The 23,517-nt window shown below is 60.8% G+C and carries 20 protein-coding genes, 2 tRNA genes and 2 rRNA genes (1 of these 24 only partly in view); 11 read left to right on the forward strand and 13 right to left on the reverse strand.

Translation table 11 applies throughout. From position 1 onward, the window contains the following. The 4 genes from ACX3VQ_RS04280 to ACX3VQ_RS04295 all read right to left on the reverse strand — a co-directional run. Positions 1 to 55 (reverse strand): 23S ribosomal RNA (locus ACX3VQ_RS04280) (it extends 2,748 nt beyond the left edge of the window). Positions 56 to 339: 284 nt separating this feature from the next. Then, positions 340 to 415 (reverse strand) — tRNA-Ala (locus tag ACX3VQ_RS04285). A gap of 17 nt (positions 416 to 432) precedes the next feature. Next, positions 433 to 509 (reverse strand) — tRNA-Ile (locus ACX3VQ_RS04290). A 184-nt stretch (positions 510 to 693) separates the two neighbouring features. Next, positions 694 to 2,182, reverse strand: a 16S ribosomal RNA gene (locus ACX3VQ_RS04295). Together the 16S and 23S rRNA genes with 2 tRNA genes alongside form the textbook arrangement of a ribosomal RNA operon. 775 nt (positions 2,183 to 2,957) lie before the next feature. Between ACX3VQ_RS04295 and ACX3VQ_RS04300 the strand changes: the two genes are divergently transcribed. Both ACX3VQ_RS04300 and ACX3VQ_RS04305 read left to right on the forward strand, forming a co-directional pair. Then, positions 2,958 to 3,938, forward strand: coding sequence for an aspartyl protease family protein (locus tag ACX3VQ_RS04300; RefSeq protein ID WP_462571351.1), 981 nt, complete (start codon positions 2,958 to 2,960; stop codon positions 3,936 to 3,938). 63 nt (positions 3,939 to 4,001) lie between these two features. Next, the gene (locus ACX3VQ_RS04305; RefSeq protein ID WP_462579703.1) at positions 4,002 to 5,819 is read left to right on the forward strand and encodes an ABCB family ABC transporter ATP-binding protein/permease; all 1,818 of its coding nucleotides are present in this window, start codon (positions 4,002 to 4,004) and stop codon (positions 5,817 to 5,819) included. 12 nt (positions 5,820 to 5,831) lie between these two features. Here ACX3VQ_RS04305 and ACX3VQ_RS04310 read toward each other — a convergent pair whose 3' ends face one another. The 5 genes from ACX3VQ_RS04310 to ACX3VQ_RS04330 all read right to left on the reverse strand — a co-directional run bounded on the left by ACX3VQ_RS04310 (position 5,832) and on the right by ACX3VQ_RS04330 (position 11,601). Then, the gene (locus ACX3VQ_RS04310; protein ID WP_462579704.1) at positions 5,832 to 8,681 is read right to left on the reverse strand and encodes a M16 family metallopeptidase; all 2,850 of its coding nucleotides are present in this window, start codon (positions 8,679 to 8,681) and stop codon (positions 5,832 to 5,834) included. Positions 8,682 to 8,782: 101 nt separating this feature from the next. Next, positions 8,783 to 9,190: an ACT domain-containing protein gene (locus tag ACX3VQ_RS04315; protein WP_462579706.1), complete on the reverse strand. Its 408-nt coding sequence runs from the start codon at positions 9,188 to 9,190 to the stop codon at positions 8,783 to 8,785. After that, a complete protein-coding gene (gene hslU / locus ACX3VQ_RS04320) occupies positions 9,187 to 10,488 on the reverse strand; it encodes an ATP-dependent protease ATPase subunit HslU (RefSeq protein ID WP_462571346.1) in 1,302 nt (433 codons plus the stop codon). Before hslU ends, ACX3VQ_RS04315 begins: the two co-directional genes overlap by 4 nt. A 14-nt stretch (positions 10,489 to 10,502) precedes the next feature. Further along, on the reverse strand, positions 10,503 to 11,075 hold the full coding sequence (hslV, locus tag ACX3VQ_RS04325; protein ID WP_462579707.1) for an ATP-dependent protease subunit HslV: 573 nt from the start codon (positions 11,073 to 11,075) through the stop codon (positions 10,503 to 10,505). A 49-nt stretch (positions 11,076 to 11,124) separates the two neighbouring features. Beyond that, complete coding sequence (locus tag ACX3VQ_RS04330; RefSeq protein ID WP_462579708.1) at positions 11,125 to 11,601, reverse strand: outer membrane protein assembly factor BamE; 477 nt, start codon at positions 11,599 to 11,601, stop codon at positions 11,125 to 11,127. A gap of 183 nt (positions 11,602 to 11,784) precedes the next feature. On the opposite strand from ACX3VQ_RS04330, the gene ACX3VQ_RS04335 reads away from it, so the two are divergent. Next, positions 11,785 to 12,315 (forward strand): ubiquinol-cytochrome C chaperone family protein, encoded by a 531-nt coding sequence (locus ACX3VQ_RS04335; protein WP_462579709.1) that lies wholly within the window; start codon positions 11,785 to 11,787, stop codon positions 12,313 to 12,315. Further along, a complete protein-coding gene (locus tag ACX3VQ_RS04340; protein WP_462571342.1) occupies positions 12,312 to 12,845 on the forward strand; it encodes a YceD family protein in 534 nt (177 codons plus the stop codon). The genes ACX3VQ_RS04335 and ACX3VQ_RS04340 overlap by 4 nt, the downstream gene beginning before the upstream one ends. Positions 12,846 to 12,891: 46 nt before the next feature. Here the strand turns inward: ACX3VQ_RS04340 and ACX3VQ_RS04345 are convergent, their stop codons facing one another. Next, a complete protein-coding gene (locus tag ACX3VQ_RS04345; RefSeq protein WP_462580685.1) occupies positions 12,892 to 13,992 on the reverse strand; it encodes a fatty acid desaturase family protein in 1,101 nt (366 codons plus the stop codon). Between the two features lie 160 nt (positions 13,993 to 14,152). On the opposite strand from ACX3VQ_RS04345, the gene ACX3VQ_RS04350 reads away from it, so the two are divergent. Together ACX3VQ_RS04350 and ACX3VQ_RS04355 are read left to right on the forward strand one after the other, a co-directional pair. After that, entirely contained in the window at positions 14,153 to 15,313 is a 1,161-nt protein-coding gene (locus tag ACX3VQ_RS04350; RefSeq protein ID WP_462579711.1) for an N-acetyltransferase, read from the forward strand. 298 nt (positions 15,314 to 15,611) lie between these two features. Beyond that, entirely contained in the window at positions 15,612 to 16,403 is a 792-nt protein-coding gene (locus ACX3VQ_RS04355; protein ID WP_462579712.1) for a response regulator, read from the forward strand. 5 nt (positions 16,404 to 16,408) lie between these two features. Here the strand turns inward: ACX3VQ_RS04355 and ACX3VQ_RS04360 are convergent, their stop codons facing one another. Further along, a complete protein-coding gene (locus ACX3VQ_RS04360) occupies positions 16,409 to 18,091 on the reverse strand; it encodes a CHASE domain-containing protein (RefSeq protein ID WP_462571337.1) in 1,683 nt (560 codons plus the stop codon). 131 nt (positions 18,092 to 18,222) lie between these two features. On the opposite strand from ACX3VQ_RS04360, the gene ACX3VQ_RS04365 reads away from it, so the two are divergent. Together ACX3VQ_RS04365 and ACX3VQ_RS04370 are read left to right on the forward strand one after the other, a co-directional pair. After that, the gene (locus ACX3VQ_RS04365) at positions 18,223 to 18,420 is read left to right on the forward strand and encodes a NepR family anti-sigma factor (RefSeq protein WP_462579713.1); all 198 of its coding nucleotides are present in this window, start codon (positions 18,223 to 18,225) and stop codon (positions 18,418 to 18,420) included. Next, on the forward strand, positions 18,420 to 19,028 hold the full coding sequence (locus tag ACX3VQ_RS04370) for a sigma-70 family RNA polymerase sigma factor (protein WP_462571334.1): 609 nt from the start codon (positions 18,420 to 18,422) through the stop codon (positions 19,026 to 19,028). Before ACX3VQ_RS04365 ends, ACX3VQ_RS04370 begins: the two co-directional genes overlap by 1 nt. A 47-nt stretch (positions 19,029 to 19,075) precedes the next feature. On the opposite strand, the gene ACX3VQ_RS04375 is transcribed toward ACX3VQ_RS04370, so the two are convergent. Both ACX3VQ_RS04375 and ACX3VQ_RS04380 read right to left on the reverse strand, forming a co-directional pair. Continuing rightward, positions 19,076 to 19,687, reverse strand: a complete 612-nt coding sequence (locus ACX3VQ_RS04375) for a superoxide dismutase (protein ID WP_462571333.1) — start codon at positions 19,685 to 19,687, stop codon at positions 19,076 to 19,078. Positions 19,688 to 19,801: 114 nt separating this feature from the next. Further along, a complete protein-coding gene (locus ACX3VQ_RS04380) occupies positions 19,802 to 21,055 on the reverse strand; it encodes a dicarboxylate/amino acid:cation symporter (protein WP_462579715.1) in 1,254 nt (417 codons plus the stop codon). 94 nt (positions 21,056 to 21,149) lie between these two features. Here ACX3VQ_RS04380 and glmM point away from each other — a divergent pair, with 94 nt between their 5' ends. Genes glmM through thiD form a run of 3 tightly spaced genes read left to right on the forward strand, consistent with a single transcriptional unit; the run spans position 21,150 to position 23,517 of the window. Continuing rightward, positions 21,150 to 22,487: a phosphoglucosamine mutase gene (gene glmM, locus ACX3VQ_RS04385; RefSeq protein ID WP_462579717.1), complete on the forward strand. Its 1,338-nt coding sequence runs from the start codon at positions 21,150 to 21,152 to the stop codon at positions 22,485 to 22,487. Continuing rightward, entirely contained in the window at positions 22,487 to 22,711 is a 225-nt protein-coding gene (locus tag ACX3VQ_RS04390; RefSeq protein WP_462579719.1) for a DUF1272 domain-containing protein, read from the forward strand. Before glmM ends, ACX3VQ_RS04390 begins: the two co-directional genes overlap by 1 nt. Beyond that, a complete protein-coding gene (gene thiD, locus ACX3VQ_RS04395) occupies positions 22,708 to 23,517 on the forward strand; it encodes a bifunctional hydroxymethylpyrimidine kinase/phosphomethylpyrimidine kinase (RefSeq protein ID WP_462579720.1) in 810 nt (269 codons plus the stop codon). The genes ACX3VQ_RS04390 and thiD overlap by 4 nt, the downstream gene beginning before the upstream one ends.

The following is a 23,517-nucleotide window of genomic DNA, read 5'->3' on the forward strand; positions in this document are numbered from 1 at the left end:
CCTTCTTCGCCTGTACATGCCAAGGCATCCACCAAATGCTCTTACCTCACGCTTGAGAATCCACACCATCAACGACAGGCCTGCATAAAGCCTATGCGTCCAACGATGATGCGGAGGAATTATCTCAGCCAGATAATCAATTTTGATTGATTTGTGATGGTATCGCTCAAACAGCCCGAAAGCTGTGATCACGACACCGCCACGGCATCGATTTAAAAACCCATTCACAATGTCAAAGAACGGCGGAAATCCGCCTACCGGCCAAATGCCGGATCTGCTTTCATTTCATCCTGGAGAATTTCTGTACCGCACATGCAACAAGTCACAGCGCGTTATGTCTGGTGGAGCCTATCGGGATCGAACCGATGACCCCCTGCTTGCAAAGCAGGTGCTCTCCCAGCTGAGCTAAGGCCCCGTAAAGCCAGACAAGTATGGTGGGCCTGAGAGGATTTGAACCTCTGACCTCACCCTTATCAGGGGTGCGCTCTAACCAACTGAGCTACAGGCCCACATGCGCCATCAGCGGCCTTATGGCCGCGAGGGGCGTGAGCCGGCTCAGGCTTTTGCAGCCAGCCGCAAGCGCGGTTGGCGCAATCTCCAGTGATGAAAGGACATGAGGACGACGGCAATGTTCTTTGGAGATCACGAAGCACTTTCGGCGACTAGCGCCGACGCTTTCGTGAATATCCTTAGAAAGGAGGTGATCCAGCCGCAGGTTCCCCTACGGCTACCTTGTTACGACTTCACCCCAGTCGCTAAACCCACTGTGGTCGCCTGCCTCCCTTACGGGTTAGCTCAACGCCTTCGAGTGAATCCAACTCCCATGGTGTGACGGGCGGTGTGTACAAGGCCTGGGAACGTATTCACCGCGGCATGCTGATCCGCGATTACTAGCGATTCCGCCTTCATGCTCTCGAGTTGCAGAGAACAATCCGAACTGAGACGTCTTTTAGAGATTAGCATGACCTTGCGGTCTAGCTGCCCACTGTCAACGCCATTGTAGCACGTGTGTAGCCCAGCCTGTAAGGGCCATGAGGACTTGACGTCATCCCCACCTTCCTCCGGCTTATCACCGGCAGTTTCCTTAAAGTGCCCAACTTAATGATGGCAACTAAGGACGAGGGTTGCGCTCGTTGCGGGACTTAACCCAACATCTCACGACACGAGCTGACGACAGCCATGCAGCACCTGTCACCGATCCAGCCGAACTGAAGAAAAGCATCTCTGCTTATCGCGATCGGGATGTCAAAGGCTGGTAAGGTTCTGCGCGTTGCTTCGAATTAAACCACATGCTCCACCGCTTGTGCAGGCCCCCGTCAATTCCTTTGAGTTTTAATCTTGCGACCGTACTCCCCAGGCGGATAACTTAATGCGTTAGCTGCGCCACCCAAGCTCTATGAGCCCGGACAGCTAGTTATCATCGTTTACGGCGTGGACTACCAGGGTATCTAATCCTGTTTGCTCCCCACGCTTTCGCACCTCAGCGTCAATACCTGTCCAGTGAGTCGCCTTCGCCACTGGTGTTCTTCCGAATATCTACGAATTTCACCTCTACACTCGGAATTCCACTCACCTCTCCAGGATTCTAGCTTTCCAGTTTCAAAGGCAGTTCCGGGGTTGAGCCCCGGGATTTCACCCCTGACTTAAAAAGCCGCCTACGTGCGCTTTACGCCCAGTAATTCCGAACAACGCTAGCTCCCTCCGTATTACCGCGGCTGCTGGCACGGAGTTAGCCGGAGCTTATTCTCTGGGTACTGTCATTATCATCCCCAGTAAAAGAGCTTTACAACCCTAAGGCCTTCATCACTCACGCGGCATTGCTGGATCAGGCTTTCGCCCATTGTCCAATATTCCCCACTGCTGCCTCCCGTAGGAGTCTGGGCCGTGTCTCAGTCCCAGTGTGGCTGATCATCCTCTCAGACCAGCTATGGATCGTCGCCTTGGTAGGCCTTTACCCCACCAACTAGCTAATCCAACGCGGGCCCATCCAAAGGCGATAAATCTTTGGTCCGAAGACATTATCCGGTATTAGCTCAAATTTCTCTGAGTTATTCCGAACCTAAGGGCAGGTTCCCACGCGTTACGCACCCGTGCGCCACTCACCCCGAAGGGTTCGTTCGACTTGCATGTGTTAGGCATGCCGCCAGCGTTCGTTCTGAGCCAGGATCAAACTCTCAAGTTTATGTCACACACCAATCAAGCACGGGGAAAACCCCGCCAGCCTGCTTGGCATGAGCTTCTAGGAGCCGATACCTGCACATCAAACGTAATGGATACGAATGAACATGCATCATCACAGACCGCCGTGGAGGCGATCAGGATGTGGCAATCGGCATAAATTAACCGGTATCCGGAGCCTAAAAATCCCCGGACCGGGCGCCGTCGCCCACATGTCCCTTCATCAAAAACCAACAATGTCAAAGAGCCAACCAGACGTTAACAAGCGGACAGCAATGGAGCCCCGATTTTCACCGGGGGACCGGCTATCCGTCTGTGTCTGGCGACCAACCCGGTGGAGCGGCTGAAAACCGTCAGCGCCGCGTCGGTGAGGGCCATATATGTGGGGCGTTGAGTCGGGTCAACGCCTTTTTGCAATTTTATTTCGCGACTGCGAGAGAACCGCAGATTTCCGCCATTTTTGGCCCCAGAAAACCCTCTCCTGGTCTGGGGTGATCCGGTTTTCCGGTATCGGCGGCGGCGTGCCCCCCCTTGCATCCCGGCGATTCATCGCCGGGTGGCAGCGCAAACCTCCGATTCATCCTGCGATTCATCCAGAGGATCAGAAAATGTGGCACCGAATCGTTCTGATGGAAGCGCGCCAAGCAGTTCATAGAGTGGTTTTGGCCGCTCGGCGGGCTCCGGTTTGGGCCTTGCTTCATTGTCTGGTATACAGAGCCCCATGACATGCGCACGCAATGGCAATGCTGATGCGGCATATTGTCCCAGGAGAGATAGGGATGCCTCATTTGGTCCTGCCCGCAGCAATCGCATTCGGTCTGGCTTCAGCACAAGTCACGACCGGTGGCGCTCTGGCGCTGTCGCAAGCGCGCGAGCAGATTCCCACTGCTCCTCTATTTCCCGCCCTGACCGGTCAGGCGATTGAAATTCTCGACCTCGAGGAAGACCGGTTCCAGCGCTATACGATACCGGTCACAATCGACGGGATCGGGCCTTACAATTTCATGATCGATACAGGCTCGCAGGCGACTGCGGTTACAGAACGGGTGACACGCCAGATTTTGCTGCCGTCGCTTGGACCGGCAACCGTAGTCGGGATGGCCAGTCGGCGTACAGTCGAACTGGTCGAGCTCGACCAACTTGAAGTCGGTAAACGTACCATCGGCGGGATCGCGGCTCCGGTGCTGCAGCGCCAGCATGTTGGTGCCGATGGCATTATCGGCCTCGATACCTTGCAGGATTTCCGGGTCGTGATCGATTTTCGAAACGAGACGATTTCGGTCTCGGATGCGCATGAGAAATCGAGCGACCGTGGCTTTGAAATCATCGTGAGGGCGCGCAACAAGCTAGGGCAGTTGCTTATAACCGATGCGATAATCGAGGGAGTCCATGCCACCGTGATCATCGATACCGGGGCACAAACGAGCCTGGGCAATCTGGCGCTGCGCGAACGCATCCGTTCACGGCGGGCTGCCGAAATGATCGAAACGACCGATGTCAATGGCGTGGCACTGCTCAGCGAGCTGAGCTATGTACGATCGCTCAAGATCAACGGTTTCGAATTGGCCAATGTCCCGATCACCTATGCCGATACGCCAGCCTTTGAAGCTCTGGGCTTGACCGACCGGCCGGTGCTTTCGCTGGGGATGCGGCATCTCCAGCTGTTCGACAGGATCGCAATCGATTTCGCCAAGCGGCAAATCCTGTTTGACCTGCCGCGCGAGGCACAGCTCCGCAATCGCACGTCCTCGCGCATCTGACCGCACACCTTGGCAAAACCCATGCTTGCCTAGCCGGACGCTTGCCCCCACATGGGACAAGCGATGCCACCCGACACCGAGGATAACCGCCCGCTCGAGGCCGATGGCTGGCACACCTTGCGGCGATTCCTTCCCTATTTGTGGCCGCGCGACAATCCCACACTGAAACGCCGCATCATTGCCGCGATGGCATTCGTGCTGGCAGCCAAGGGCGTTACGCTGGCCCTTCCCTTCGCCTATAAATATGCCGTCGATGCGATGGCCACGCCCACCAGCGAGAGCGCGATGGTCGCACTGGCCCTGGTGCTGGCATACGGGCTGGGGCGATTTACTGCTGTCGCTTTCGACAATCTGCGCAATATCGCCTTTGAACGGGTCGGGCAGATCGCCACATTACACCTGGCGCAGGATGTGTTCCGCCGCCTCCACCGTTTGTCTCTGCGGTTTCACCTGGACCGGCGCACCGGCGAAGTGACCAAGGTGATCGAGCGCGGTACCAAAAGCATCGACACGATGCTCTACTTCCTGCTTTTCAACATCGCGCCAACCGCGATCGAACTGATTGCAGTGGGTGTGATTTTCTACATCAATTTCGGGTGGGAACTGGTCGCGGCGACCGGCCTCGCGGTTGTATCCTATATCCTGACAACCCGCTGGATCACCGAATGGCGCACCAAGCTGCGCCGCGAGATGAACGAACTCGACGGCAGGGCATTGCACCGCGCGGTCGATTCGCTGCTCAATTACGAGACAGTGAAATATTTTGGCGCCGAAGCTCGCGAGCAGGCCCGCTATGGCCAGGCTGCGAGCGCCTATGCCGAAGCCGCGATCAAGAGCGAGAACTCGCTCGGCCTGCTCAACATCGCGCAAGCGCTGATTACCAACCTGCTGATGGCGGGCGCAATGGCCTATACAGTATGGGGCTGGAGCCAGGGGCAGCTGACCGTGGGCGATCTGGTGTTCGTCAACACTTACCTGCTGCAGCTGTTCCGCCCGCTCGACATGCTGGGATTCGTGTACCGTTCCATCCGCCAAGGGTTGGTCGATATGGGCGAAATGTTCAAGCTGATGGATACCGATGTCGAGGTCCAGGATCGCCCCGGCGCGCCGGCTCTGGTGGTCCGCCGCCCGCACATCACCTTTGACCATGTCGCCTTCGGCTATGAACCTGACCGCACAATTCTGAACAATCTCAGCTTCGAAGTTCCCGCCGGGGCGAGCGTGGCCATCGTCGGCCCTTCGGGTGCGGGCAAGAGCACGATCGCACGGCTGCTGTTCCGCTTCTACGATCCGCAGGGCGGGCGCATCCTTATCGACGGACAGGATATTGCCTCGGTGACGCAGGAAAGCTTGCGGGCCCACATTGGCATCGTCCCGCAGGACAGCGTGCTGTTCAACGACAGCATCGGCTACAACATCGCCTATGGCAGCGGCGATGCGCGCGAAGAGGATGTGTTCGCCGCAGCACGCGATGCCGCAATCCTGCCTTTCATCGAGCAATTGCCGCAGGGCTTTGCCACCGAAGTTGGCGAGCGTGGGCTCAAGCTGTCGGGCGGCGAGAAACAGCGCGTTGCGATCGCGCGGACGCTAGTGAAGAATCCGCCGATCCTGCTTCTGGATGAGGCGACCAGCGCGCTCGACAGCCGCACCGAACAGGATATCCTGCGGACACTGCGCCGTATTTCACGGGGCCGCACCACCATTGCCATCGCGCACCGCCTTTCGACCATCGCCGATGCCGATCGCATCCTGGTGCTCGATCGCGGCAAGCTGGCCGAGGCCGGGCGGCACTCTGACCTGCTGGCTGCGGACGGACTTTATGCCGACATGTGGGCGCGCCAGGCCGCCGAGAGCGAGACGCAGCCCGAAGCGGCCGAGTAATCCGCCTGCACCCTACTCCGCTTCGTCCGTCGGCTTGCGCAAATCCGCGCTCGACAGGTCGAGCGCGTCAAAGGGGATCACTTCGACATTGCCGCGCAGTGCCTTCAGATCGTCGAGGAAATATTGCGCGTCGCCCACGACCACCAAGGAGGCGCGTGCTGGAGCGAGAAATTCGCCTGCCATCTGCGCGACATCGGCAGTGCTGACGCTGGCTAGCCGATCTGCCACGCGAAATGCCTCTTGCGGTTCGATCCCGCGCAGCATTAGGCTGGCCACGGTGCCGTTGAAGCCGCCGCTGGTCTCAAGGCTGCGCGCCAGTGCCCCGCCCAGGAATAGCCGCCGTTTCTGCAGCGCATCCTCATCAAGCATCTCGCTGCCCAGCAGCGTAAACTGGTCGAAAAACACCGTGGCGACTTCGTCAGGGGTGGTATTCTTGGTTTGTGCCTGCGCGGTCAGCGTCGCTTCGTCAGCACGCGTGTCAAGCGAGCTATAGGCGCCATAGCTGAGCGCACGCTTGGTCCGCACCTCCTCGAACAACCGGCCATTGCTGCCCGAGCCGAGCACCGTATTGGCCAGCCACAGCTTGTAGAAATCTGGATGGTCGCGCGGCAATGCGCGCACGCTCGCGAGCACCGCTGCCTGGCCCGCATCCGGCATGTCGATCACCAGCGTGCGCGGTGCGGGCGCGCTACCTGCAGGGTCGGCCACCGGCTGCGGGATCGGGCGATCCGAGGTCCAACTGCCGAAAAGTTCATTGGCCAGCACATGCGCTTCCCCGGCCGCAAGGCCGCCGCTGATCACGATCCGGGCCGCGCCGGGATGCCAATAGGTCTCGCGGTGGGCGACCAAGTCCTCGCGCGTGATCGCGGGCAGAGAGTTGGGGCTGGCTACCCGGCCATATGGCGCATCGCCATACATCACCCGCGTCGTGACCATGCCGGCAAGCGCGCCCGGATCGGTTAGCGTCGCCACCAATCCGTCCAGCGCCCGCTTGCGCTCGCGTTCGAACTCCTCTTGCGGGAAGCTCGCATTCTGAAGGATGTCGACCATCACCGCCCCGGCCTGCGCGAGGTTCACGGTCGGCGCGGTCAGGCTTACGAAGCTGCCATCGGCGTTTGTGCTGAAGCCCAGGCTGGCGCCAAGCGATTCGAGCGCAGCAGCAATCTCAGTGGCACTGCGGTTCGCGGTACCCTTGTCCGCCACGCTCGCCGCGAGCCCGGCAAGGCCAGCCTTGGCCGCCGGATCACTCGCGTCCCCGCCCGGCAGCACGACGGTAATCGTCGCGATCGGCACGTCGGTGGTCTGCGCAGAGACCAGCGCGATGCCATTGTCGAGCGTCGTCTCGTCAAACTGCGCGCGCACCATTTCGGGTGCGGCGATCGGCGGTGGCGGCGCCGCGCGCTCGCCCTCGGGCCGTACCGCCAGCGGCTGGCCCGTGGCTGGCGGGACAGATCCGAATTGAGGCATCGGGTTGGGATTGGCATAACTCGACGGGTCATCTTCGCCCGCCGTATAGGTGATCGAGACCTTGCCCTCTGGCCGCAGCCACTGCACCGCCACTCGCTGCACGTCAGCGGCGCTGACCGTAGCGATCTCCTTTAGCCTTTTGTCTGCGGCATCGGGGTCTCCGGTCGAAACCAGCGCCTCGCCCAGTTCAAAGGCCCGGCCCTGTGCGGTCTGGCGCTGCGACAGCGCGGACGCAAAGATCTCGTTCTTTGCCTCGCGCAGTTCCGCCTCGCTCACCGGTTCGCTGCGCACCCGCTCGATCTCGACGTCGAGTATCGCGCGGGCTTCGCCCACGTCGGTTGCGGGGCTGAGCACAATGTAGGACGCAATGAACCCGCCATCCTCGCTCATCTGGTCAAAATGCGCGGCCTCGACGGCCTTGCCGCTGCGCACCAACGCGCGGTGCAGGCGGCTATTGTCTCCGCGCGCAAGGATCGCCGAAAGCAGCTCGATCGCCGCGGCATCAGGATGAGTGGCCGCTGGCGCCTTCCACAATCCGCCCACCACCGGCAGCGGCACATTAGGCGCGGTGGCGTTGACCGTGCGCGGCACGGTGCGGACGGGTTCCTGACCTTCAATCTCAAGGCTCACCGGATTTGCCCGCCGCGGGATATCGGCGAAATACTGATCGACCAAACTACGCAGCCGATCAAGATCGAAATTGCCCGCCACGATCAGCGTCGCAGTGTCAGGCCCATAATAGGCCTGATGGAATGCCCGCGCATCTTCGAGCGTGGTTGAATCGAGATCCTCGATAGAGCCGATGCCGGGCCGCCGCATCGGCAGCACGTCAAACGCATTCTCCGAAATCACGAAGCGCTGCAACCTGCCATAGGGCGGCGCAAGCACGCGCTGGCGCAGCTCTTCCTTCACCACGCTGCGCTCCCGCTCGAACACCAGACTGTCAACCACCGGATAGGCCATGCGTTCGCGGTGCGTCCACAGCATGGTCTCGAGATATTCGGCAGGCACAGTTTCAAAGTAATTGGTGCGGTCGACCCAGGTCGATGCATTGCGGTTCCCGCCGACATCCTCGGTCAGCTTGTTGATCATGTTGTAGGGCATGTTCAGCGTCTGGCGGCTGAGGATATGCTCGAACAGATGCGCAAAGCCCGAACGGCCTTGCGGATCGTGCTTCGAGCCGACCTCGTACCACAGCGAAGTGGTGACATTCGCAGTCGAATTGTCGGGGATCGCAATTACCTGTAGCCCGTTGCCAAGCACCCAGCGGGTGTACTCGATCTTCGGTGCAGACAGCGCTGGCGCTTCCTCGCTCGCGTTATCCTGCGCCACAAGTGGTGCGCCCAGGGCCAGCGCTATTGCAGCAGCGCTGGCCATCATCGTGCTTCGGATCATCGGTCAGTCCCCATTGCGAAAGTTCTCTTCGATAATCGTCTGGACGGGGAAGCGGTTCCAGATCAACCGCTTTGCGCGGAATGTCTGCGAACGGCAGAATCCTATCGACGCGCGTCTTCGCTCAACCGTTGGAGCAGGCGCAGTGCGTGCTCGCCCTGAGCCACCGGCACGAACAGGTGATCGTGGTGCCAGGCCGCAATAACATTGCAGGCGATGCCATGTTCGGCCAGTGTGCCGGTCACTGACGCCGTTAGCCCGAAGCCGGTGAGCGAGGAATGCACCATCAAGGTAATCCGCGCGAATGCCGGGCTTTGCTCGCCAAGCTCGCGCGCCACCGTTTCCGGCACGATCGCAGTAACGCCTTCATCTTCGCGGAATGTACCGATTGCCGCGCCCAGCGCCTGCGGCGCGCTGGAGGGATCGACCAGCATGAAACAATAGGCGCGCTCGTCGAGACGCGGCCCCATCTGCGCCAGCATGTCGCGCCGATTGGAGACTGGCTCGGTCAAAGGATATACTTGCTGAGGTCGCTGTTGCCGGCAAGCTCGGCCAGCCGCTCGCGGACATAGGCGGCATCGACCTTCACCGTCTCGCCCGCGTGCTCTTCAGCCTCGAAGCTGATTTCCTCGAGCAGCCGCTCCATCACCGTCTGCAAGCGCCGCGCGCCGATGTTCTCGACGCTTTCGTTCACCTGCGCGGCAATCTTCGCCACTTCCGAGATTGCATCCTCGGTGATGTCGAGCGTGACTTCTTCAGTGCCCAGCAGCGCGCAATATTGCTGCACCAGGTTGGCTCGGGTTTCGGACAGGATACGCACGAAATCCTCTTCCGTCAGCGCACGCAACTCGACCCGGATCGGCAGGCGGCCCTGGAGTTCGGGCAGCATGTCGGATGGCTTGGCAACATGAAACGCGCCCGAGGCGATAAACAGCACGTGGTCGGTTTTCATCGGGCCGTATTTGGTGGCCACCGTGGTGCCTTCGATCAGTGGCAGCAGATCGCGCTGCACGCCCTCGCGGCTGACGCTGCCACCCCGCACATCCGAAACAGCGATCTTGTCAATCTCGTCCAGGAACACGATACCATTGGCTTCTGCGTTGCGCAGCGCGGCCTGCGCCACATCGTCCTGGTCAAGCCGCTTGTCGGCCTCTTCGTCGACCAGCCGATCCCACGCATCGGGCACCTTTAATTTGCGCCGCTTGGTCGGCTTGCGGCCCATCGCCTTGCCGAACATGTCCGACAAGTCGATCATGCCGACATTGCCGCCCATATTGCCCATGTCGAAGGGCATTTGCGGCGCTTCTTCAACGTCGATTTCAACTTCGACATCGTTCATTGCATTCTGCACGATCCGCTCGCGAAAGGCCTCACGCGTCGCTTCCGAAGCGTTCTCGCCCACCAGCGCGTTGAGCAGCCGGTCCATCGCCGCCTTGCTGGCAGCCTCGCGCACCGCCTCGCGGCGGCGCTCTTTTTCCAGCCGGATCGCCTCCTCGGCCAGGTCGCGCGCGATCTGTTCGACATCGCGCCCGACATAGCCGACCTCGGTGAACTTGGTCGCCTCGACTTTGACGAAAGGCGCATTGGCAAGCTTCGCCAGGCGGCGGCTGATCTCGGTCTTGCCGCAGCCCGTAGGGCCGATCATCAGGATGTTCTTGGGCGTCACCTCGTCGCGCAATTCGGGCGAGAGCCGCTGGCGCCGCCAGCGGTTGCGCAGCGCGACGGCGACCGCGCGCTTGGCATCCTTTTGTCCGATGATATGCTCGTCAAGCGCGGCGACGATCGCCTTGGGGGTTAGGGAATCGGTCATTTTGCTGGACAGTCTCAGATTTCTTCGAGGGTCACATTGCCATTGGTGAAGACACAGATATCGGCCGCAACCTGCATCGCCTTGCGCGCAATCACTTCCGGATCGTCTTCATAATCGGCCAGCGCGCGGGCGGCGGCGAGCGCAAAATTGCCGCCCGATCCGATCGCAGCGATTCCGCCCTCGGGTTCGAGCACGTCGCCATTTCCGGTCAGCACCAGCAGTACATCCTTGTCCGCCACGATCATCAATGCTTCGAGGTTGCGCAAATATTTGTCGGTACGCCAGTCCTTGGCCAGCTCCACTGCGGCGCGCAGCAACTGCCCGGAATATTGCTCGAGCTTCTTTTCCAGCCGCTCGAACAGGGTGAAGGCATCGGCGGTCGCGCCCGCGAAACCGGCGATCACCTTGCCTTTTTCGGGGCCGCCTTCACCAAGGCGCCGGACCTTGCGCGCATTGGGCTTCATCACCGTATTGCCCATTGAAACCTGGCCATCGCCCGCGATCACGGTGCGCTTGCCGCGCTTCACGCCAATGATGGTGGTGCCATGCCACTGGACGAGGCCGTGGCTTTCGTTTTGATTGCTCATGCCGAGCGATATGGGGAGCGCCAAGCTCCGGTCAAGCAATGCGGCGAGCTCAAGGGCCGCCGGGGCCGCCTGGGGCGCCGCCGGCACCCGGTGCGCCGACCTGGCCAATATTGCCGAACAAATCCTCCAGAAAGCCGCGCTCGCGGCCCAGTGTCGGGGTCTTGTCACCATCGGGCGTAAAGAAGGCCACCTGCTCAATCCCGCTGCGTTCGGCAGAAATGACATTGCCCGCCTCGTCAAACTGCACTGCCAGCACAGAATGCGACTTTATCTGCGGGCGCACGAACGGTCGCCGCCCGGTAACGCTTGAGACGTAATACCAGATCGGTTGACCATATTCGCTTGTGAAGCTGGGCCGTCCCAGCGCCATTTCGACCGAGCGCTGGTTGTCGATCCCCGGCTGGATGGCATCAACCAGCAGCGCGTCAACCACATAGCCGCGTGATTCGCGAATTGACGTGCAGCCCGCGATGCCAATCCCCAGTGCCGCCACCAAGGCAATCTTGAACGCCGTCGTCCTATCCATCCGAAACGCAAACCTTCTTTGCTTCGGGCGCCGACACGCATTGCCCGCGCCGCAACCCATCCTATATGTTCGGCCATAAGCCTTACGGCGATGGCGCGCAGCTTGCAACGCCGCGTGTTGCCGCCATTGGGCATAGCGAATTGAATTGCGGCTGAACGCCGCCACCACGGAGCTTTTCAGTCCATGTCCTTCCTTGCCAGACTGTTCGGCACCGCCCCGGACCCGCGCGAAACGATGCGCCCATTGTGGCACAAGGTGGTGGAGCTGGCACGCGATCCGCAGTGGTATGCCGGTTGCAAGGTGGCCGATACCGTTGGCGGACGCTTCGACATGATCACGGCCATACTTAGTACGGTTGTGGTGCGGCTAGAAACAACCGGTCAACACAGCGAAGGCGCGCTATTGTGCGAATTCTTTGTCGAGGACATGGATGGGCAATTGCGCGAGTTCGGCATCAACGATGTTGTGGTCGGCAAGCATATCGGCCGGCTGATGAGCGTGCTCGGCGGAAGGCTGGGCGCCTACCGCCCGGCGCTGGCTGCCGGAGATACGGCCAGGCTCGAAGCATCGATTGAACGCAATGTCAGCTTTACCGAAGGCGGATCACCCGCCTGCGTGGCCAAGCGGTTGCAGCGATTTCACGGCCAGCTCGCTGCGCTCCCGGCGGAAGCGGTGGTTGCGGGCGAGTTCGGGCTTGAGGATGCAATACCATGAGCGCGAGCGAATTCTCGCGCACCGTCAAACTGCGTCCACTGCCGGCGGCCCCGCTGGTGATCGAGGCGAGTGAAGCAGAACGCGCTGCGCTGGCGAACCGGTTTGGCCTGCCCCGGATCGATGCACTTACAGCCAGTGTCGATCTGGAGCAGCATGGCAAGGCGGTGCATGCCACCGGTCGGCTCGAAGCCAGGATCGTCCAGACCTGCGCCATTTCAGGCGAGGAATTTCGCACCGCGATTACCGAACCGCTGGCGCTGCGCTTCGTTGAAGAAGGCAGAGTGGACCCCGCTCTGCTGCGCGATGACGAAATCGAGATCGAGCTCGCTGCCGACGATCTCGACGAGATCGAGTATGCGGGTGACAGTTTCGACCTGGGTGAAGCGGTGGCCCAATCGCTGGGCTTGGCGATCGACCCCTATGCCGAAGGCCCCAATGCCGAACGCGTGCGGCAGGAAGCCGGTATCAGCAGCGACGATGCGCCTTCGGGGCCGCTGGCTGAAGCGCTTAAGGGATTGAAGCGGAACTGATCACTATAATGCAGGAGCGCTGAGGTAACCGCATGGGCTGACCGCATTACGGCCTTGATGGCCTTGCGCCCATGGTACTGCGCGCGATCCGCCCTACCAGTTCGATCATGCCGCTGTGATTCGCCCCGTCATAGGTCGAATTCAGGCCCAGTTCTGCCTTCAGCCGCCGGTGTGCCTCGGGCAGCGCATGATAAGGCATTGAAGGCATCAGGTGGTGCAGAGCGTGATAGCGCAGGCCCACCGGCGCCCATATCTCTGCGGCCAGGCCAGGTGGCGGCACGTTCACGCTGTCGAGGAATTGCGCGGTCACCGTCATCGGTTTGCCGTCATTCTCCCACAGATGCGCAACCAGTGTGCGCAATTGGTTGAGCACCGCGGTAAGCGAAACGATCGCCAGCGCGATCAGCAGCGGACGCCAGCCGATAAACTGCGTGCTGCCGATCAATACCCATGCCCACACGAAACCGCCCAGTTCCAGCCAGAATACACGATTTGCAAAGGCGCCTTCTGGCGGCTTGCGACGGAAATCAGGATTGATCATCAACGCCGAGGCCCGCTCCCAAAACATCTTGCGCAGCGGGGGGATTATCGCCCCCAGCGGTACCAGTATGGCAAAGCGCAGCAGCAGGCCGATCGGCGCGAGCAATGCAATCAGCACAAAGCTTGGCAGGCTCCACGGCTTCATCAACGCTAGCGGAAGATATTCGGGATCCTCGACCGTGCCATATTGCGTACGCTTGTGATGCAGGGTGTGGACCCCTTCATACATGAAGCTGGGCACCAGCATCGGGATTCCGACCAGCAGGTTCCATGCAGTGCGGAAACCAGGCAGCGCATCGCGGTGGATATGGGTCAGTTCGTGGATGAACATCAGCGCGCGATAAAGCGCCAGTGCGGACACGATCCCAAGCGCCACCGCGATCGCGGTGTTCTGCACCAGAATGGCCCCGGCCAGCGCGCCATAGCCCAAGCCTGCGGACAGCAGCATATCGGGCCAGTACCACGCACCACGCGCCTGCCCCAGATCCCTGGTCAGGTCTCGCGCTACACGCAGCATATCCTTGTCATCGCTGCTTATGAACTGCGCACGCGTGGCTGGCACTCTTGAGGTGTCGGACACTGCGCCGGGATCGAATGTCTGTTCCATCATCAATTCTCTGTTTCGCCTGCGCCTTACAGCAAAACGGCGGGCGAGGACAAACGCGACTTGTTGGCAAGAGTGATCGAATGGCTTGCTTAAGCGACATTCTCTCACCACACATTGACGCACCGCAAAATGGATTGGGCAATCTGAACGGGACATGCATGTGAACGCGAGCGATATAGTAGTAGAGCCGGTGAGCGGCAAGCGCGGGCGCGCGGCGTTTGTTGATCTTGGGCGCAGCTTTGCCACACGGGAACCGCATAGCGTACCGCAATTGCGCAGCGAACAAATCGAACTGATCGATCCAGGCCGCAACCCTTTCTTCGGGCATGGGCGCGCCGAGTTTTTCATTGCTAGTCGCGGCGGCAAGCAGGTGGGGCGGATCTCCGCGCATATTGACGAGCTCGCCCTGCAAATGCCGCCGGAGCAGGGTTTTGGTCCGGGCACCGGGATGTTCGGCTATTTCGATGCCGAGGACGAAGCCGCTGCCCATGCGCTGCTCGCAGCAGCCGAAGCATGGCTGCGCGGTGAAGGCATGATCCGCGTGCTCGGCCCCATTTCGCTGTCAGTCTGGGAAGAACCCGGCTTGCTGGTGCGGGGGCAGGATCACGCGCCGATGATCATGATGGGGCATCATCCGGCGCAGTATCGCGGCTGGATCGAAAGCTATGGCTTTGAACATGCCAAATCGCTGCTCACCTACGATCTCGACGTAACAAGGGAATTTCCGCCGCTGATCCAAAGGATCGTCAAATCGGGCGAACGCAACGAGCGCATTCGCGTGCGTCCGGTCGAAAAGAAGCGCTGGGACGAGGAAGCCGCGGTTGTGCTCGACATCCTCAACGATGCCTGGTCGAGCAATTGGGGTTTCGTGCCGTTCACGCCGGAAGAGGTTGCCTATGCAGGCAAGAAATTGCGCCCGATCATCTTCGAGCCACTCAACATGATCGCGGAACTGGACGGCAAACCGGTGGCCTTCATGCTGACTTTCCCTGACATCAATCAGGTGCTCAAACGCATCGATGGGAAGCTCTTTCCGCTGGGTTGGTTCCATTTGCTGCGCTGGCTTCGCCATCCCAAGGATGCAGGAATGCGCGTCCCGCTGATGGGTGTGAGGAAGGAATTGCACAATAGTCGCGTCGCGAGCCAGCTTGCCTTCATGATGATCAGCCAGATCCGCCGCAATGCCGCGGCCATCTATGGCTCGAAACGTGGCGAGATCGGCTGGATCCTGGATGACAACCGGGGAATGGTGGCAATCGCCGATTCGATCGACAGCAAGATCAACCGTGAATATGTTGTATTCGAGAAAACGCTCGGTTGACGCGCCGACGAATGAACAGTTCACGAAAAAGGCCTCCGTCATGAGGGACGGAGGCCTTCGGGATTGCATCACCGACGCTTGGACGGGAGGGGGTCGCGGCGGTGATATTGAAGAAATGACGCAAATCCAGCTCGGTTCCCCGGCTTTGAAAAAATTTTTTGTGCCTACCTGCTTGGCGCCTGTTGGAACCGGCCGGAGAACATTGGATAAGCCTTGGCCGCAAACTATCCAGCTTCGGTCAAGGAACATACTTCCGCCAAATTCGTTGGATGCGATGCACCGTTCGGGAAGGGACACAATGTCGTTGAGCACTCAGATTGCCGCAAATCTCCCCTATTTGCGCCGCTATGCCCGCGCACTGTGCGGCTCGCAGGAGAGCGGGGACAATTTCGTTCGCGCTACGCTGCAAGCGGCCCTGGCCGACGATGAACTCAAGGCTAGCCTGGCTGGGGGCCGCGTCCCGCTCTACCGCGCGTTCACGAAATTGTGGTCCTCAATTGCCGGAGGTGCTGCAACATCGGGGAGTGCGGTCGGGCGCGAAGGCGCTGCGCAGGCCATGCTCGGGGCTGTCACCCCGCTCAACCGTCAGGCATTGTTGCTGACTACGCTGGAAGAGTTCAGCCCTTCGCAGGCAGGCGAGATTCTGGGTATTCCCACCGCAGAGGTAGAACATCTGGTAGACGAAGCGGTGGCAGAGATCGACCGCGAATCCGTAACCAGCGTGCTGATTATCGAGGACGAACCGCTGATCTCAATGCAGCTTGAAGGCCTCGTCAAATCGCTCGGCCACGATGTATTCGCGACCGCAGCCACCCGCACTCAGGCACGCGATGCTGTGGCCGAAGCCATGCCCGGCCTGGTGCTGGCCGACATCCAGCTTGCCGACGGCTCCTCAGGGCTTGATGCGGTAGACGACATCCTTGCCATTGCTAACGTGCCGGTGATCTTCATCACTGCGTATCCGGAGCGGTTGTTGACCGGCGACAGGCCGGAGCCGACCTATCTTGTCACCAAGCCGTTCCAGGAACGCAGCATCCGCACCACGATCAGCCAGGCTCTGTTCTTCAGGGAAAACACACCGGCTGCCTGAGGTTCTCAGTCAATCAGCCGGGCCAGTCGCTCGCGGATCTGGAAGGCGCTGCGAACCCGCACGGGCACGCGCAGGGTGCAAGTTACCCCCTCAGGTTCGAACTGCAAATCGACCGGCTGGCGCAGTTCGTGTGCGACAATCTTCTCGATCAGATCGGTTCCGAAACCTCGCTTGCGATCCTGATCGACAGGCGGGCCGCCACGCTCCTGCCAACGCACCAGCACCAGATCATCGCGCTCGCGTTGCCAGTCTATAGTAACACGTCCCCCAGGTTCGCTGAGCGCGCCATATTTCGCCGCATTGGTGGTCAATTCGTGTACCGCAAGCCCCAGCGACAGCGCGTCATTGGGGGCGAGTTCAATTTCGGGGCCCTCCAGCCTGATATTGGCATCTGCCCCGGCATAGGGAGCTATCTCAGCTTCGATCACGGAGCGGACAGGGGTGGTGCCCCAATCGGACTGGGTAAGCAGATCGTGTGTGGCGGAAAGCGCCCGCACCCGGCCCTCGAGTCCGTCGACGAATTCATCGAGATCATCGGTCCGCCGCCGTGTCAGCGAGATGATCGACAAAATGCTTGCCAGCGTGTTCTTGACCCGGTGGTTGAGTTCGCGCGTCAGCGAGTTTCGGATCGAGTTCTGCTCCTCGAAAAAAGCCAACGAGGCTTCGTCTTCCAGCGCTTGCCGGGTAAGCAAGCGTGCGAGCATCATGAGCAGACTGGCAACCGCAAGCCCGAACAGCAGCGTCGCCATGGAAAGCGGCGAAAGGCTGCCCGTGCGGGCGGATTCGATCTCGATCAGTAACGGATGATTCCCGATGCTGACCTGCTGGACCATCACCTTGCCGGATGTCACCTGCGGGGCATGATTGGCAAGGAGGTTGGCAGGTTCCGCAGGTCCGTCATACAGGCGCACTCCCATGTGGCGGTGAGCCGAAATGTCCATCGCCGAACTAAGGAAATACTGCGCATCAAAAGGGCTATAGATGAAGCCCTTTAGCCGTCGGCCTTGCGGGGTTGTTTCGAACACCGGCATAAAGATCAGGAAACCGGCTGCTTCATCATCTCTCTCTTGTGCCAGCACCAGTTTACCGGTGGCAGTCGGGCGAACAAGGCGCGCTGCTTCATCCATTGCGGCGCGGCGTACCGGTTCGGAATAAAGGTCAAAGCCGATTGCCTGTCGGCTGCGCGGCGTATCAGGCTTTAGAAAGGTAACCGGCACCACAATGTCGCCAGTCGCGCCCGGTGCCCGCCGTACCCTGAATGGCGCGCCAAGCTCTGCGCTGGCTTCGGCTTCGAAAGCCGCAAGCCGTTCAAGCGGTACAACTTCAGCCCAGCCGATCCCTTCCGATCCGCGATCGTCAGCATGCAGCCTGAGTTCGCCAGCAAATCGGCGAAACAATGACAGCGGCACTTCATCCTTGGTCGAGAACAAGGCCGAACCGGCGCGCAGATAAGCCACCGCCACGCTTCCGCGGCGGTCAAGCGCAGAAGCAACCGACAGCGCAACCTCGCGCATGATCGCACGGTCACGCTGGTCCTCGCCCGCCTCGATGGCGACCACGCTGAAGCCGGTGATCATGGCAATTGCAAAGAAGATAGCAAGCGGAGCAGCACGCGGATAGCGCGCCAGCCAGCGCATGGCGCGCGCGCGCCGCAGCCGTTCCGTTGCTGTCTCATCGCTATCACGCATCACAAATTTGCATTATCCTCCGATCAGGAAGGGAACCATAGAGAGCGACTCTCGTTCCCCTTCCAGTGCCGCACTACCGACACATAGGGGTGCGAGCCAATGGGGCAAAGGCAACAGAGCACAGGCACGCGATGGCAGCAGACAAGCACAATCCGGAAAAGACGCCGCCCAAGGGTGGCGCGCGTGGCGCTGCCTGCAAGCATCGCAGACCCGATTGGGCTGACGGGCTGCGCGCGCTTTACGATTCGGTCGTCGATGAACCTTTGCCAGATAGCTTCAAGGATTTGCTGAACAGGCTTGATGACCCATCCGCGAACGGATCATCCTGATGGCAAGGGACCAGCGCAGTGCCACAGAGATAGCGGATTTCAAGCGTGAGCTGACGGCGGTCATCCCGCATCTTCGCGCTTTTGCGCGCGGATTATGCGGGCGGCCCGATATGGCCGACGACCTGGTTCAGGAAACCATGCTGAAAGCATGGGCCGCGCAAGAGCGCTTTGAACCCGGCACGTCAATGCGCGCATGGACATTCGTGATCCTGCGCAACGCCTACCTCACCGACATGCGCCGAAACCGATTCCGCGGCGATTATGACGAAACGGTGGCCGAACGCATTCTCACTGCCCCCGCCGGGCAGGAAGATCCGATTCATCTGGCCGATTTGCACCGTGCGCTGCAAACCCTGCCTCCCGAACGTCGCGAGGCGCTGCTGCTCGTGGGTGCGGGCGGATTCTCTTACGAAGAGGCCGCCAATATTTGTGATTGTGCGATTGGAACCATCAAGAGCCGCGTTGGGCGCGCGCGCGCCACGCTCAATGCGATGATGGAAGATGGTTCTATCCCGCACAGGTCAAGCAAGGATACAGGCGCGCATCGCGCGATCCTTGAGGAACTTGATGAACTCGCCGCCCGGCAGAAAGCAATCGCCGAAAACTAGCGCCAGGCCAATTCCTGGCGGTCGCAGTATATTGATTTGGCCCGCGCCTATTCGGGATAGGTCCAGATCGAACCGCGCGAGAGATTTTCCGACGCAAAGATCCAGTTGAGCTTCCCGTCGATCACCGCGTCAAGATAGGCCGGGCGCTTGTTCTGGTGATCGAGATAATAGGCGTGCTCCCACACGTCGATCGTCAGCAGTGGGTTGAAGTCACCGTCCGCCAGCGTGTCGCCATCATGGGTTTCCTTGATCGAGAGCCGGCCATCCTTCTCCGCCAGCCAGATCCAGCCGCTGCCGAAATGTCCTGCACCGCGCGTTTTCAACTGCTCTTTCAGGCCATCGAGCGAACCAAACGCCTCATCGATCTTTGCAATCAACTCTTTGGATGGCTCACCGCCATCCGGGCTGAGCGAATGCCAGTAAAAGGCGTGATTCCAGCTTTGCGCGGCGTTGTTGAACAGGCCTTCTTCGGAACCGCGCGCCGCAGCGATGATCTCTTCCAGCGGCTTGCCCATATGCATCGTGCCTTCGATCGCGGCATTGGTCTTGTCGACATAGGCTTTGTGGTGCTTGTCATAATGGTAGGACAGGGTCTCGGCCGAAATGGCCGGTTCAAGCGCGCTTGAATCAAACGGTAGGGGGATAAGCTTGAAAGACATAGTTGCTCCGTTTCTGGCGAAATTTGAAAGAGTTCACCTAATGAACGCACAGATGAGAGCAGGGTTGCACGTTTTAACTTGCAAAGATTGCAACCGACCGTGAACTGCCTTGGCTCAATCGTGTTTCACACGATCCACCACGCTCGCCACGGCGACGTTCATCGTGACATTGGCGAGAGTGCGCATGATGTCAGGCAACATCTCAACCGCGACCAGCAACGCCAGCGGCTCGATCGGCACGCCCATGGCGATGGCGATCGGGCCGATCGAAACGACGAAGCTTATCGATCCGGGCAGGCTGACTGAACCAATGCTGATGATCAGCGCCACCCCGATCCCCGCGATCAGCAAGGTTGGCGTCAAGGCAATTCCAGCCAGCTGCGCGACATAGATCGCCACTGCCATATTCATTGCCGGGCTGGTGGCGCGAAAGATCGCCACCGCCAGCGGCAATACGAATTCGGCAATGCTCTGGCGCAGCCCCAACCGCGCCGAGCTGTCGAGCATGGCGGGAAGGCTGGCAAGCGAGCTCTGGGTGGAAACAGCCACCGCCTGCGAAGGCAGGATGGCGCGGGCAAACCTCCACGGGCTGATCCCGCCAAGCAGCCAGGCCACCAGATATCCACCGACCAGCACGAAGCCGCCCATCGCGCTCACAACCAAAATGTAATGGCCCAGCGCCGCAAAGGCCCCGCCCCCTGCGCGCGCCGCCACGCCCAGCGCCAACGCGAATACGCCCGCAGGTGCCAGCCACAGCACCCAGCCGATGATCATCAGCATGGCATTGGCAAGCGCATGAAAAAATCCCAGCAAGGTCGCTGATTGCTCCGCCGGAAGCCGGGTGATCGCAACCGCGAACAGGGCAAAGAATATCGTCAGCGGCAGCATGGCCGTTTCCGCTGCAGCGGCGATGACATTGGGCGCGATCAGCGACGCGACAAAATCGGCCAGCTCGGGCACAGACTGCGCCTGTTGCGGCGTTTCGGCGAGAAAGGCAGTGGCCGAAGCCGGGATCGGCGCAATTTCCAGCAGCAGCGGCATCATGATTGCCGCAATCGCCCCGCTTGCGATGAGCACGCCGAATACCAGCAGCAACATGCGCCGCGCTGCCGCACCCGCGCTCGCCGCCGACACCAGCTGCGCAATCCCCAGCACCAGCAAGGCGGCCACGAGCGGGATGATCGTCATCTGGAGCGCGCGCAGCCAAAGGCTACCGACCGGGCTGGTCCATTCGAGCAATGGGCCGATAAGCGACCCTTCAGACAGGGCCATTCCGGCAAGCAAGCCGGCAACAAGCCCGGCAAAGGTCCATCCCACCGGCAGGTGGATCGTCGCCAGTTCGAAGCGGCCTGTCTGTGTCGCGGTCAATTTCTGCCTTTCATGCCCTTCCCTTCGCGCGATAACCGCGCCACAAGCGGCTGGCAATCTGCAGCGCGCAAACCAGGCGGAGACAGCACGAGAGATGGGACGCAAGTTCTTCGGTACAGACGGGATCAGGGGGCGCACCAACGAAGGGGTGATGACCGCCGCCATGGCGATGCGCGTGGGTCAGGCCGCCGGTGCCCATTTCGCACGCGGTGACCACAGGCACCGTGTGGTGATCGGCAAGGACACGCGCCTGTCGGGCTATATGATGGAAAATGCATTGGTGGCCGGGTTCACCAGCGTAGGGATGGATGTGATACTCACCGGCCCGCTGCCCACGCCTGCCATTGCCATGCTGACGCGCGAAATGCGCGCCGACATGGGCGTGATGATTTCCGCCAGCCATAATCCCTATGAGGACAACGGCATCAAGCTGTTCGGGCCTGACGGGTTCAAGCTGTCCGATACAGACGAAATGGCGATCGAGGCGTTGATCGAGGCCGAGCCCAGGCTGGCCGAGCCGGCGCGGATCGGGCGCGCGCGCCGGGTCGACGATGCGCAGGGGCGCTATATCCACGCGGTCAAGCAATCGGTCGCGTCCGACATCCGCTTCGATGGCCTGAAGGTGGTGATCGATTGCGCGCATGGCGCGGCGTACCAGGTTGCCCCCACCGCGATCTGGGAGCTGGGCGCCGATGTTGTCGCAATCGGCGTCAGCCCCAACGGGCTCAATATCAACGCCGGGGTCGGCTCGACCGCGATCGAGGCCCTGCAGGCCAGGGTGCTTGAAGAAGGCGCGGATGTCGGCATTGCGCTCGATGGCGATGCCGACCGGCTGATCGTGGTCGATGAGAAAGGCGCCAAGGTTGATGGCGACCAGCTGATGGCGCTGATCGCCACCCGCATGCTTGAAAAGGGCACGCTCACGGGCGGCGGGGTGGTTGCCACGGTAATGTCGAACCTCGGGCTCGAGCGTTACCTTGCCGGGCTGGGGCTCACGCTTGAGCGGACCAAGGTAGGGGATCGCTATGTGCTCGAACGAATGAAGGAAGGCGGCTTCAACCTTGGCGGCGAGCAATCGGGCCACATGATCCTGCTGGATCATGCGACCACCGGTGACGGCACGGTTGCGGCTCTGCGCGTGCTGGCAGGACTGGTGCGCTCGGGCAAACCGGCCAGTGAGCTGCTGCACCTGTTCGATCCGGTACCGCAGTTGCTCCAGAATGTACGCTTCAGTGGCGGCGCGCCGCTAGAGCACGCTTCGGTCAAGGCGGTGATTGCAGCGGCCGAGGCAGAGCTGGAGGGCAAGGGACGGCTCGTCATCCGGCCTTCAGGCACCGAACCGGTTATCCGCGTGATGGCCGAGGGCGACGACGCAGCTCAGGTCAAGACCATCGTCGAACGCATTTGCGCCGCAGTGCAGGAGGCTGGGTGATGCTTGAGATGCGGCCCGATTGCGAGCGTTGCGGCGGCGACCTGCCGGCCGAGGTGCCGGGTGCCTTCATCTGTAGCTTTGAGTGCACTTTCTGTGCCACCTGTGCCGAGACGCTGGACGATACCTGCCCCAATTGCGGCGGCGAATTGATGGACCGGCCCACCCGCGCCAAGAAGCTGCACCAGAAGTTCCCGCCTTCGACTGAGCGCAAATTCAAGGGATGACTACCAGCCCCCCTCCCCGCATCCTCAGCATCGCCGGTTCGGATTCGTCTGGCGGTGCGGGGATCCAGGCCGATATCAAGACCATTACCATGCTGGGCGGCTATGCGATGACGGCGATCACCGCCGCCACTGCGCAAAACACCGTGGGCGTTCAGGCGATCGTGCCCATGAGCGGCGCCTTCGTAGCGCAGCAAATCGCGTCATGTGTTGAGGATATCGGTGTCGATGCGGTCAAGATCGGGATGCTGCACGATCGTGACATTATCAAACATGTTGCGGCAGCGCTGGATGCGCTGCCGAGCGAAGTCCCCATTGTGCTCGACCCAGTGATGATCGCAACTTCCGGTTCACCGCTGATCGCACCCGATGCCATGGCCGCAATCGAAGACATGCTGTTCAGCCGGGCCACGCTGATCACTCCGAATTTGCCCGAACTTGAGCATATGGCCGAACGCGAACTGCGCGACACGGGGTTGATGGAAAGCGCCGCAGCCCAGCTTGCCCAGGCCTATGGCGCGCATGTGCTGGCCAAGGGGGGGCATACCGATACGAGCCAGGTGATCGACATGCTGGTCGCGCCCGATGGCAAGGCGCTGCAATACAGCCACAGACGAATTGAGACACGCCATACGCATGGCACCGGCTGCACGCTCTCGGCCGCGATCGCGACCTTTCTGGGCCATGGGCAACCGCTGGAGCACGCGATCACGCTGGCGCGCAATTTCGTCTACCGCGCGATCGAAGCTGCGCCAGGATTCGGTGAGGGCAACGGGCCGCTGGGGCACCAGGCAGTGCGCGGCAGCTAG

It is taken from the genome of Altererythrobacter chaiwopuensis, from assembly GCF_054957735.1.

Coding starts and splice junctions, on each gene's coding strand:
- ACX3VQ_RS04335 (WP_462579709.1), top strand. CDS start 11,785: ATGTCCTTCCTTGCCAGACTGTTCGGCACCGCCCCGGACCCGCGCGAA.
- ACX3VQ_RS04360 (WP_462571337.1), bottom strand. CDS start 18,091: ATGCGTGATAGCGATGAGACAGCAACGGAACGGCTGCGGCGCGCGCGC.
- ACX3VQ_RS04370 (WP_462571334.1), top strand. CDS start 18,420: ATGGCAAGGGACCAGCGCAGTGCCACAGAGATAGCGGATTTCAAGCGT.
- ACX3VQ_RS04330 (WP_462579708.1), bottom strand. CDS start 11,601: ATGGATAGGACGACGGCGTTCAAGATTGCCTTGGTGGCGGCACTGGGG.
- ACX3VQ_RS04305 (WP_462579703.1), top strand. CDS start 4,002: ATGCCACCCGACACCGAGGATAACCGCCCGCTCGAGGCCGATGGCTGG.
- glmM (WP_462579717.1), top strand. CDS start 21,150: ATGGGACGCAAGTTCTTCGGTACAGACGGGATCAGGGGGCGCACCAAC.
- ACX3VQ_RS04345 (WP_462580685.1), bottom strand. CDS start 13,992: ATGGAACAGACATTCGATCCCGGCGCAGTGTCCGACACCTCAAGAGTG.
- hslU (WP_462571346.1), bottom strand. CDS start 10,488: ATGACCGATTCCCTAACCCCCAAGGCGATCGTCGCCGCGCTTGACGAG.
- ACX3VQ_RS04375 (WP_462571333.1), bottom strand. CDS start 19,687: ATGTCTTTCAAGCTTATCCCCCTACCGTTTGATTCAAGCGCGCTTGAA.
- ACX3VQ_RS04300 (WP_462571351.1), top strand. CDS start 2,958: ATGCCTCATTTGGTCCTGCCCGCAGCAATCGCATTCGGTCTGGCTTCA.
- hslV (WP_462579707.1), bottom strand. CDS start 11,075: ATGAGCAATCAAAACGAAAGCCACGGCCTCGTCCAGTGGCATGGCACC.
- ACX3VQ_RS04390 (WP_462579719.1), top strand. CDS start 22,487: ATGCTTGAGATGCGGCCCGATTGCGAGCGTTGCGGCGGCGACCTGCCG.
- ACX3VQ_RS04310 (WP_462579704.1), bottom strand. CDS start 8,681: ATGATCCGAAGCACGATGATGGCCAGCGCTGCTGCAATAGCGCTGGCC.
- thiD (WP_462579720.1), top strand. CDS start 22,708: ATGACTACCAGCCCCCCTCCCCGCATCCTCAGCATCGCCGGTTCGGAT.
- ACX3VQ_RS04340 (WP_462571342.1), top strand. CDS start 12,312: ATGAGCGCGAGCGAATTCTCGCGCACCGTCAAACTGCGTCCACTGCCG.
- ACX3VQ_RS04365 (WP_462579713.1), top strand. CDS start 18,223: ATGGCAGCAGACAAGCACAATCCGGAAAAGACGCCGCCCAAGGGTGGC.
- ACX3VQ_RS04355 (WP_462579712.1), top strand. CDS start 15,612: ATGTCGTTGAGCACTCAGATTGCCGCAAATCTCCCCTATTTGCGCCGC.